The sequence below is a fragment of the Xanthomonas cannabis pv. cannabis genome, from assembly GCF_000802365.1.
Taxonomy (GTDB): domain Bacteria; phylum Pseudomonadota; class Gammaproteobacteria; order Xanthomonadales; family Xanthomonadaceae; genus Xanthomonas; species Xanthomonas cannabis.
The window spans coordinates 1-11,084 of sequence record NZ_JSZE01000114.1; the positions used below are offsets into that span (position 1 = coordinate 1).

An 11,084-nucleotide genomic window follows, 5' to 3' on the forward strand; every position below is an offset into this window, starting at 1 on the left:
GGCGCGACGTCAATCCTTCCCTGTGCAGCATTCTTGGCTATTCGCGCGAGCAGCTGTTGCGCACCACCTTCCAGCAGATCACCCATCCGGACGACCTGCAGCTGGATCTGCAGCTGGTGCAGGAATTGATCGATGGCAAGCGCGACAGCTACAGCCTGGCCAAGCGCTACATCAGCCAGCACGGGGCGGTGATCTGGGCACAGCTGTCGGTGTCACTGGTGCGCGACGGCAGCGGTGCACCGGTGCATTTCGTCTCGCAGATCCAGGACGTCACCGAGCGCCATGTCGCAGCCGAGCGGCTGGCCGAAAGCGAAACCCGGCTACGCGCGATCAGCGATGCCACCCCGGCGTTGGTCAGCCAGTTCGATGCCGAGCAACGCTGCCTGTTCGCCAACCAGGCACACCGCGACTGGCTGGGCGTGGAGCCGTCCAGCCTGGTCGGGTCACCCATCACCCGTCTGCTCGGTACTCCGCTCAGCGGCCCGGCACGGACGGCACTGGCACAGGTGGCCGACGGCCAACGTGCCAGTTTCGAGCATGTGCTGCAGGTGGGCGGCAGCGCCCGCGACGTGGAGATCACCCTGGTGCCGGAAACGGTGGGCACGTCGGCGGGCACGCAGGGATTCTTCCTGATGGCCCAGGACGTCACCGCGCACAAGACGCTGCACCGGCTGATGCACGAACGCGCCACCCGCGATGCGCTGACCGGCCTGCCCAACCGCCACGCCTGGACCGAGGCGCTGCAGGCGGCGGTGCTGCAGGCGCATCAGCTGCAGCGCGCGGTGGCGGTGATGTTCCTGGATCTGGATGGCTTCAAGCGCATCAACGATACCTATGGCCACCGCGCCGGCGACGCGGTGCTGGTGGGGTTCGGCCAGTGTCTGCAGCGCGCGGTGGAAGGCCGCTACCTGGTGGCGCGTCTGGCCGGCGATGAATTCGTGGTGCTGCTGGACAATCTACAGACACCGCAGATGGACTGTGCCACGGTGGCCGAGCGCATCCGCCAGGCCGCGGCGGCAGGGGCGATGTTTGGCGAGCAGTGGTTGCCGATCCAGCCCAGCATCGGCGTGGCGTGGCAGCACGGCGATCAGGCCGAGGCCGCAAGCCTGATGCACGCCGCAGACGAAGCGATGTATGCGGCAAAAAATGCGCGCTGCAAAGGCACCGCGACGAACGGCCGCGACGCTACGCGTTGAAGACGCCATGCGTTGAAGAAATGGGTCATTGACGGCGCGTCGCTGTTCCTTCTCCCTTCGGGAGAAGGTGCCCGAAGGGCGGATGAGGGTACGTCAGCCGATGCGGCGATCGCGGTCACCCATTTCTGACGAGCGATCAACACGTTTCGATTGTCGACTGTCGATGAGCGCCGCTCTTTGATCGGTGCGCAGGTCGTTCGTCGGCGCATGCCGCTTGCTTGGCAACGCATCTCGTTTGTGTGTCTAAGCACCTCGGCTGCCGGGCACCCTTACCCCAACCCCTCTCCCGGCGGGAGAGGGGCTTTGGCACGCGTTGGACGCTGTTCCTTCTCCCCTCGGGAGAAGGTGCCCGAAGGGCGGATGAGAGTACGTCATGCGATGTGGCGATTGCAGTCGCCCGTGTTTTTGACGAGCGATAAATACTCGTCGATTCCCGATTCCCGTCGACCGTCGACCGTCGACCGTCGACCGTCCACCGTGGGTACGAATGCCTGTCGTCGATGCATCTCGTTCGTTTAGTAATGCATTTGGTGCGTGCATTGACGCCTCCCGGCTACTGGGCACCCTCACCCCAACCCCTCTCCCGGCGGGAGAGGGGCTTTGGCACGCGTTGGACGTTGTTCCTTCTCCCTTCGGGAGAAGGTGCCCAAAGGGCGGATGAGGGTACGTCTGCCGATGTGGTGATGGCAGTCGCCCGTTTTATGCTGCCTGAGCGGCGCCGTGGCGCTGCGTCGAGGCAGGCTGTGCCGATGCCAACCGGAACACCGCCACTGCACGGGTCAGATCCGCCGCCTGGTCTTCCATGCTGCGCGCTGCCGCGGTGGCTTCTTCCACCAGCGCGGCGTTTTGCTGGGTCATTTCGTCCAGCTGCATCACCGTGGTGCTGACCTGTTCGATGCCGGCGCTTTGTTCGGTACTGGCGGCGGTGATCTCGGCCATGATGTCGGTCACGCGCTTCACCGAGCTGACCACCTCGGTCATGGTGCTGCCGGCTTGTTGCACCAGGTGCGAACCTTGCGCCACTTTGTCCACCGAATCGGAAATCAGTTGCTTGATCTCCTTGGCGGCACCCGCCGAGCGCTGCGCCAGGGCGCGCACTTCGGTGGCCACCACGGCAAAGCCGCGGCCTTGTTCGCCCGCACGCGCCGCTTCCACCGCCGCATTCAACGCCAGGATATTGGTCTGGAAGGCGATGCCATCGATCACTCCGATGATGTCGGAAATGCGCGCCGACGATTGCGTGATCGCCTGCATGGTGCTCACCACTTCCTGCACCACGCGGCCACCGCTTTCGGCCACCTCGCCGGTGCCCTTGACCAGCTGATTGGCCTGGCGTGCGTTGTCGGCGTTCTGGCGCACGGTGGAAGTGAGTTCTTCCATCGACGCGGCGGTTTCTTCCAGGTTCGCCGCCTGGTGCTCGGTGCGTGTGGACAGGTCGGCATTGCCGCTGGCGATCTCGCCGGCGGCGGTGTTGATCATCTCGGCCGAATGCTGGATGCCCTGCACGATGCCGGTCAATTGAATGGCAGTGCGGTTGGCCGCACCGGCCAGACGCCCGAATGCGCCCTCGTAATGCGACTCCACGCGCTGCGACAGATCGCCATCGGCAATCGCGGCCATGATGCGGCCCACATCGTCCAGCCCCGCGTCGGCCTGCTGCATCAGCCGGTTCAACGCCTGCACCATTTCCGCAAACGCAAACTGGTAGCGCGATTGATCGCCACGTGCAGAGAAATCGCCGCGCGCGGCCGCATCGGCCAGGCGTGCGATATCGCTATTGATGGCGGACAGATTGTCTTTGACGGTATCCAGCGCTTGATGCAGGGCGGCGCGCTGGCCGGGCAGGCGACGCATGTCGCGGCGCAGATCGCCACGGCCGTACTCGCCCATCACGTCCATCGCTTCGTTGATGGCATCCAGATGTTCGAACACCACCGTGTTCACACCGTGCGCCAGCGTGCCGTAATCGCCGGGGAAATCCTCCGGAATGCGGTGCGCGATCTTCTCGCCCTGCTGCAGCCGGATCATGGTCTGCATCTCGCCGTTGAAGCGCTGCAGCTGGCTTTGCATCTGCTGCATGCTAAGCATCAGCTGGCCGGTTTCATCGCGCGATTCAACGCGGATGTCGTTGTCGAAGCGGCCCGAGGCAATCGCTTCCGCCGTGCGCGAGGCGGCACGCAGCGGCGCGGCCATGGCCGAGGCGATCAACCAGCACAGGCCGATCACCAGCGCCACCAATGCGCCACCGATCAAGGTCAAGGTGCGCGTGAATCCCCATGCCTGCACTTGAATGTCTTCGGCATAGACGCCCATCACCAGGACCCAGTTCCAGGCCGGGAAGGTCTTGGCGTAACTGATCTTCGGCAGCTGTTCCTGTTTGCCCGGCTTGGGGGCGTCGTAATAGCTGAAGCCGTCGCCGCTATCGATGGCGGTCTTGATGTCGCGATACACGTATTGCCCGACATCGCTCTTGTAGTCACTCATGTCGGTGCCGACCGGGCGCTTGGGATGCATCAGGATGCGCATCTGCGGGTCGACGATGAAGAAATAATCCACGCCATCGTTGGTGCGCATGTCCGCCAAGGTGGTGCGCGCCGCTTCCTTGGCCTGGTCCAGGCTCAGTTCGCCGGCTTTGACCTTGTCGGCGTAGTGCTGCATCACGGTCAGGCCCATCTCCACCTCGGTCCTGACGCTGAGCTTGCGCGCCTCGATCAGGTCCAGGTACTGCAGGCGCGCGGCGGCCATCGCCAGCAGGATCACGCCCACCGTCAACAGCGTGCACAACAGCACGAACTTGCGCGTGAGCGGGAGATTGGCAACGTGACGACGCAACAGGGAGACAACGGGCATGGCAACGACATCCAGAACGCGCGCACGGCGCTACGTCATGGATAACGGCTGATGCACGCAGGTGTTGAACACTATCTGCGGCAGCGCCTGCTTGGAGGAGACATTTGATAAGTGATGCGCTGAATGTGCGGAGGCATTCTGCGTCACTGCCATTGTAGGAACGCCCTTGGGCGCGATGCCGCGTTATCGACAACGCTGCATCGCGCCCGAGGGCGCTCCTGCTTTGTTTCTATAGATCTCTGCTGTAGTCAGCCCGTTGCAACAACGACATGCATCGATCAAATGCGCTGCATGTCGTCATCGCGCGCAGCGCAGACTGTTGCAGTCTGCGCTGCGCCGTTGGGCGCGAGCCGCACGCCCAACGCGTGTCGATCAACCTGCCGCGCAGAAACCGAATTCTGCCGTCGCACCTGCAGCCAGGGTGCGGTTGAAATCCACCCCGCTGGCCTTGAGCGTCGTGCCGCTCTGCGACCAGGTGACGTTCCAGGCGTTATTGACGGTGCCGGTGACCGGCAGCGAGATCGCCCAGGTGCCGCTGGCGGTACCGGTGTTGGTGACCTGCACGCGATTGCAGTAGCCACCGTTCCACTGGTTGTCCACGGTCACCTTGGTGCTGAAGCCAGCGCTGGGTGTCGGTGTCGGCGTCGGAGTCGGAGTCGGAGTCGGCGTCGGCGTCGGCGTCGGCGTCGGCGTCGGCGTGGTGGTGCTCACCGTTCCCCACAGCGTCCGCAACAGCGTCATCTTGTCCTGGCGCACGGTGGTCCAGTCATCGCGCAGGATCCCGCCGGTGTCGCCGCTGTTGGGGTTCCACGACCAGTAGAAACCTTCGTTGATGCCCTTGCTGCGCAGGTACTTCACCAGCGCGTCCTGCCACACCTTGTCGCGCGCATCGCCCTCGCCGTACTTGCCGCCGAACTCGCCCAGCAGCAAGGCGTACTTGCCGGCGAACTGACCGAAGTGGCGGTCCCAGATGGCCGGCATGTTGTTGGGGAAGTTGCTGTCGTTGAAGTACGACTGCACATACACGTCCGGGCCGTACACGTGCGGCGCCAGCAGCAGGCGGTTGGCCGGAATGTTCAGCGGGGTGCAGGCCAGCGGTTGCAGGTTGCCGCCCCAGAAGATGCCGCCGTTGGTCGAGCACACCGGGTTATCGGTGATGCCTTCCACCGCGATGATCCACTTCGGCGCCACGGCCAGCACCGCAGCCGAACCGCGCTCGGCGGCCTTGTTCCAGTCGGTGGCGGCGTTGCCGGTGCCCCAGGTCGCGGCACCATGCGGTTCGTTCTTCAGATCCAGGCCGAGCACGTACGGCACGTTCTTGTAGCGGTTGGCCACAAAGCGCAGGTCGGCCAGCCACTGGGCTTCGGTGTAGGAGTCGGTGTACCAGAGCTCGGAGATGCCCGCGCAGTCGGGTGTGTGGTGGTCCAGCAGCACGTACATGCCGCGTGCGTTGAACTCGTTGATCACCTTGTCCAGGATCTGCAGCGAGGTCAGGCCCTGCAGGTCGGCATTGCGGCTGTAGTCGATGCTGCTGGGCATCTGGCCGCTGCGCAGCGTGGCCGGGCAGAACGGCAGACGCACCGCATTGAAGCCCAGACCCTGCATCTGGACGATCATGTCCTTCCAGTTGCGCGCCCACAGGCCGTGCATGACATGGTTGCCGGTCTCGAAGCCGAAGACGTTGACGCCCTTGAGCTGAACCACCTTGCCGCTATCGTCGACAATCTTGTTGTTGCTGATGGAATAGCTGAATGCCGGTGCGGCGGCCACGGCCAGCGCGGTGGCGAGTGCAAGCGTACTTGCAGTCCTGAAGATGGACATGGTGGTCTCCCTAGATGACCGGACTCGACACCCGAGCCCGGTGAGGGGGGCATCTTGGTCTGCGGCAGCGTCGCGTGGCGTGATCGCAGCCACAGAAAGGCGCATTGGCGCACGGGTCACAGGCAGGCTGCGGGCGCGGTCGCTTTCCCGCACACTATTGCCGCTGCGGCGTGTCCGCAGGCTGTCCTTTCTGTCCCCGGAGTGTCCCCGATGTCCCTTTTGCGTGCCGAACTGGCGCAATGGCGCGCCTCACCTGCGCGCGAACTCATGGCCGGTGCGGTCGCCACCTTTGCGCTGATTCCCGAAGTGATCGCGTTCGCGTTCGTGGCGGGGGTGGACCCGCAGGTCGGTTTGTTCGCCTCCTTCGTGATCGGCATCGTGATCGCGTTCTGTGGCGGACGCCCGGCGATGATTTCTGCTGCTGCCGGCTCGGTGGCGCTGGTTGCGGCGCCGCTGGTGGCCGCGCATGGGCTGCCGTATCTGCTGGCCGCCGGCTTGCTGGCCGGCGCGGTGCAGGTCCTGTTCGGCGTGCTGCGGCTGGGCGTGCTAATGCGCTTTGTCAGCAGTTCGGTGCGTACCGGTTTCGTCAACGCGCTGGCGGTGCTGATCTTTGCCGCGCAGCTGCCGCATCTGCTCGGCGCCAACATGACCACGTGGGTGATGCTGGGCGTGGGCCTTGCGATCATCTACGGCCTGCCGCGGCTCCGCGTGCCCGGGCTGTCGGCGATTCCCTCGCCGCTGCTGTGCATCCTGCTGCTCACCATTGCCGGCAGCGCGCTGCAGTTGCCGCTCAAGACCGTGGCCGATCTGGGCAAGTTGCCCAACGCCCTGCCGTTGCTGCAATGGCCGGCGGTGCCGATGACGCTGGAGACCTTGCGCATCATCGCGCTGCCGGCATTGGCCATTGCCATGGTGGGCCTGCTCGAATCGCTGATGACTGCGCGCGTGGTCGATGAACTCACCGATACGCCTAGCAACAAGAACCGCGAGTGCACCGGGCTGGGCATCGCCAACGCGGCGGCCAGCCTGTTCGGCGGCATTGCCGGCTGCGGCATGATCGGGCAGACCGTGGGCAACGTGAAGTACGGCGGCCGTGGCCGGCTCTCCACCTTGTTTGCCGGCGTGTTCCTGCTGATCCTGATGGTGCTGCTCAAGCCGTGGGTGTCGCAGGTGCCGGTGGTGGCCTTGGTGGCGATCATGGTGATGGTGTCGGCGGAGACCTTCGACTGGCGCTCGCTGCGCACCGTGATCACCCATCCGCGCACCTCCAGCGTGGTGATGCTGGCCACGGTGGCGGTGACCTTGATCACCCACAACCTGGCCGCCGGGGTGGCGGTGGGCGTGGTGCTGAGCGGGGTGTTCTTCACCTTCAAGGTGGCCGGCCTGCTGCAGATCGCCCACAGCGACGGCGCGGACGGCGTGCGTACCTACACCGTGCGCGGGCAGGTGTTCTTCGCCTCGGCCGATGTGTTCATCGACGCCTTCGACGCACGCGAGGTGCCCGGCCGTGCGGTGGTGATCGATGTGGGCCGTGCGCATTTCTGGGACATCACGGCGGTGGCGGCGCTGGACAAGGTGGTGCAGCGGCTGCGCCATCACGGCCTGGAGGTGCAGGTGAAAGGCCTGAATGCCGGCAGCCGGCGGCTGATGCAGCGCCACGCACTGGGTGAAGACGCGCTGGAATCCGCACTGCCCTGAGCCACCGGGCCGGCTCCCCGCTTGGGCACCGTGCGACGCACTGGCTGGTGTGCCGTGCGGTGCTGGCTGGCCCGGTGCTGAGCAGGGCCGGCGAGCGGTCTCAAGTTTGCCTGGCGGGCGCCGATGAACCGGCATCCAGATTGCCGGTCGCTGTCGTGAAGCCTGTGCATTGCCATTCCCGTTGTCCGTCGGCCTGCTGCGTGCGGCACGGCCGGCCTGCGTCCGCGCATCGGCGGGGGCTGCAATGAGCGACTCGCCGTTGCTGGAGCGGATGGTGGACATGACGGCCATCCGCGATGCCGATCTGCTGGACCTGAGCCTGCTGCGCACCATGCGCGAGGTCTGTGCGGCCGAGGAGCTGTCGTTGCTGCGCATCGCGCCGGACGGCCGCACCATGGCCGAAACCCGGCTGCGCGACGACGGCCGCCTGTCGTTGACGGTGGCCGAGCTGAAGGATGCGCAGATGCGCTCGCAGCTGGCCGATGCGCATGGTCCGGGCGAGGCCGTGCAGCTGCATCAGGACGGCCGTGCGCTGCTGGTGTACCCGATGATGGAAGCACGCGGCATCCGCACCTGCCTGCGGGTGGGCGGTGCCCGCCCGCCTGGCGCCGCCGAGCAGGCCATGCTGCAGGGCTTTGCACGCTTCTTCCAGAACTACCGCAGCCTGCTCGACGATGCACAGCGCGATGCCCTGACCGGCCTGCGCAACCGCAAGACCTTCGACGACGTGATCCTGCGCCTGTTCTCCGGGGCGCAGTCCACGACGGAGCAGGGCGTGTGGCTGGGTATCGTGGACATCGATCACTTCAAGCGCGTCAACGACACCTTTGGGCATCTGTACGGCGACGAGGTGCTGCTGCTGGTCGCGCAGCTGATGCAACGCACGTTCCGCCAGGACGACCTGCTGTTCCGCTTTGGCGGCGAGGAGTTCGTGATCGTGCTGCGCGGCGTGGACCGCGAATGCGCGGTCAGCCTGTTCGAGCGCTTTCGTCTGGCCGTGGCCGAGCATGTGTTTCCGCAGGTCGGCCAGGTCACGCTCAGCACCGGCATCGTGGAATTGACCCAGGGCCGCCTGATCAGCCAGTCGCTGGACGAAGCGGACAAGGCGCTGTACTGGGCCAAGCAGCATGGCCGCAACCGCGCGGCCGTGTACGCCGACCTGGTGGGCAATGGCCAACTTCAGCACGTCACCCAACCCACCGGCAGCGTCGATCTGTTCTAGCGGCGCCCCGCCCGGGCCTGCGCCACGGGGCATCGCGTTGGGCAGTCCTGCTGCCCCGACAGTACGCGGCGGCACGACAGCGTGCAGTGCACCGCACGCATCCACATGCATCCGCTTGCACCCGCGGCTGGCTACACTCCAGGGCTGTCTGATGATCTGGGGTATGCAATGAAGCGAGTTGCGGTAGGACTCTTGGCAATGGCGGTCTCGACCGCACTGATGGCGGCGACGCCGACCTTCGATGGCGCGCGCATCTCGCGCGACGTCAAGGAGTTGGCCTCCGATGCCTATGAAGGCCGCGGCCCGGCCACGGCCGGCGAAGACAAGACCATCGCCTATCTGAGCAAGCAATTTGCCGACGCGGGCCTGCAGCCCGGCGGCGATCTCACCGGCGGCAAGCGCCTATGGACCCAGGCGGTGCCGCTGCGACGCGCCGAGATCGTCGGTGCGCCGACCATTGCGCTGGCCAATGCCGGCAAGCCGCAGACCCTGACCCAGGGCCAGCAGATCGCCATCCGTGCCGCGCTCGATGGTTCGTCCAAGGTCGACATCGCCAACGCACCGCTGGTGTTCGTCGGCTACGGCGTCAAGGCGCCGGAGCGCGACTGGGACGACTTCAAGGGCGTGGACCTGAAGGGCAAGATCGCGGTGGTGCTGATCAACGACCCGGATTTCGAAACCGGCAAGGGCGCCTTCGATGGCGCCGGCATGACCTACTACGGCCGCTGGACCTACAAGTACGAAGAAGGCGCCCGCCAGGGCGCGCTCGGCGTGCTGGTGGTGCACGAAACCGCGCCGGCCTCCTATGGCTGGGACACGGTGGCCAGTTCCAACACCAACACCATGTTCGATGTGGTGCGCGACAACCCGCGCAGCGCGCATCCCACCCTGGAAGGCTGGATCCAGCGCGATCTGGCTGCCGACCTGTTCAAGCACGCCGGGCTGGACTTCGACACCTTGAAGAAACAGGCGCAGACGCGCGATTTCAAGCCAGTCGAGCTGAAGGGCCAGCGCCTGAGCGCCAGCTACCAGGTCAAGTCCGACGTGATCACCTCGCACAATGTGGTGGCGCGCCTGGAAGGCAGCAAGCGCCCGAACGAAACCCTGATTTACAGCGCGCACTGGGACCACATCGGCGTGGGCAAGCCGGACGCACGCGGCGACACCATCTTCAACGGTGCCTTGGACAACGCCAGCGGCACTGCCGCGCTGCTGGAACTGGCACGCGGCTTCGCCACCGGACCAAAGCCCGAGCGCTCGATCGTGTTCCTGGCCGTCACCGCCGAAGAAAAGGGGCTGCTGGGTTCGGAGTTCTACGCCTCCAAGCCGCTGTACCCGCTGGACACCACCGTGGCGGTGATCAACATGGACGGCATGAACCCGTTCGTGCCCTCGCGCGATTTCGGCATCTATGGCACCGCCAAGCTCGAGCTGCTCGACCAGCTCAAGAACGTGGCCGCGCAATCCAAGCTGCGTTACACCCCCGATCCCAAGCCGCAGGCCGGGTATTTCTTCCGGTCCGACCACTTCTCGTTTGCCAAGCGCGGCGTGCCGGCGCTGTCGTATGCGGCCGGGCAGGATTGGGAAGTAGGCGGCGTGGCGGCAGGCAAGGCCGCATCGGACGACTACACCGCCAAGCGCTATCACCAGCAGGGCGACGAGTGGAAGCCGGACTGGACCTTCGCCGGTGCCGCGCGCGATCTAGGCGTGCTGTACACGCTGGGCCAGCAGCTGGCCGATTCGCGTCAATGGCCGAACTGGAGCAGCGATTCGGAGTTCCGCGCTACCCGCGACGCCAGCGAGGCAGCGCGCAAGTAGCAGCCGCTCACCAATTTGCGGGCGGCAAGGGCACTGCCCGCTACCAGACGTGAAGACAGCCAGGTGTTCGCGAGACGCACAGTGCAGGCGTCTCGATCTGATGGCTTGGTACGGAGAGGTCAGGCGCAGAGCGGATGATCTGCGCCTTTGCTGCAGGGGCTCTTGACGATCGCCAAGCGCTGGCGATACGCACATTCCGTTGTCTCAACCTGATTGCTCGCTACGGACAGGTCAGGCGCAGAGCGGATCATCTGGGCCTTTGCTGCAGGGCCTTTGCCAGCCCACCATCGCAGGACACGCTGCAGTACGTCCTTGTAGCTCCGTGGCGGCATCCATGCCGCCAAGGGTCCCGCGACGGTAGGCGGGCAAGGACCAGTGGAGATGGTCGGTCCGCATGGATCTCAACAGCGACTCGCAAGCTGGCTGCGCGGTGACCTTTGCTCTTCGACAAAACCACCAACCAACTGTCTGGCGTGGTG

General features: G+C 65.5%; 6 protein-coding genes. 4 read left to right on the forward strand and 2 right to left on the reverse strand.

Features of this window, described 5'->3' with window-relative positions:
• Positions 1-1,196, forward strand: a 1,196-nt coding sequence (locus OZ10_RS16770) for a sensor domain-containing diguanylate cyclase (protein ID WP_039566037.1), incomplete at its 5' end; no start/stop codon positions are given.
• A gap of 699 nt (positions 1,197-1,895) precedes the next feature.
• Here OZ10_RS16770 and OZ10_RS16775 read toward each other — a convergent pair.
• The gene (locus OZ10_RS16775; RefSeq protein WP_202903031.1) at positions 1,896-4,028 is read right to left on the reverse strand and encodes a methyl-accepting chemotaxis protein; all 2,133 of its coding nucleotides are present in this window, start codon (positions 4,026-4,028) and stop codon (positions 1,896-1,898) included.
• Between the two features lie 390 nt (positions 4,029-4,418).
• Positions 4,419-5,867: a glycoside hydrolase family 5 protein gene (locus OZ10_RS16780; RefSeq protein ID WP_039566040.1), complete on the reverse strand. Its 1,449-nt coding sequence runs from the start codon at positions 5,865-5,867 to the stop codon at positions 4,419-4,421.
• Between the two features lie 210 nt (positions 5,868-6,077).
• Between OZ10_RS16780 and OZ10_RS16785 the strand changes: the two genes are divergently transcribed.
• The 3 genes from OZ10_RS16785 to OZ10_RS16795 all read left to right on the forward strand — a co-directional run bounded on the left by OZ10_RS16785 (position 6,078) and on the right by OZ10_RS16795 (position 10,605).
• Complete coding sequence (locus OZ10_RS16785) at positions 6,078-7,565, forward strand: SulP family inorganic anion transporter (protein WP_039414528.1); 1,488 nt, start codon at positions 6,078-6,080, stop codon at positions 7,563-7,565.
• Between the two features lie 244 nt (positions 7,566-7,809).
• Complete coding sequence (locus OZ10_RS16790) at positions 7,810-8,787, forward strand: GGDEF domain-containing protein (RefSeq protein ID WP_039415164.1); 978 nt, start codon at positions 7,810-7,812, stop codon at positions 8,785-8,787.
• Positions 8,788-8,955: 168 nt separating this feature from the next.
• A complete protein-coding gene (locus tag OZ10_RS16795; protein WP_039566043.1) occupies positions 8,956-10,605 on the forward strand; it encodes a M28 family metallopeptidase in 1,650 nt (549 codons plus the stop codon).
• Positions 10,606-11,084: the final 479 nt, after the last annotated feature.

Coding starts and splice junctions, on each gene's coding strand:
- OZ10_RS16795 (WP_039566043.1), top strand. CDS start 8,956: ATGAAGCGAGTTGCGGTAGGACTCTTGGCAATGGCGGTCTCGACCGCA.
- OZ10_RS16780 (WP_039566040.1), bottom strand. CDS start 5,867: ATGTCCATCTTCAGGACTGCAAGTACGCTTGCACTCGCCACCGCGCTG.
- OZ10_RS16785 (WP_039414528.1), top strand. CDS start 6,078: ATGTCCCTTTTGCGTGCCGAACTGGCGCAATGGCGCGCCTCACCTGCG.
- OZ10_RS16790 (WP_039415164.1), top strand. CDS start 7,810: ATGAGCGACTCGCCGTTGCTGGAGCGGATGGTGGACATGACGGCCATC.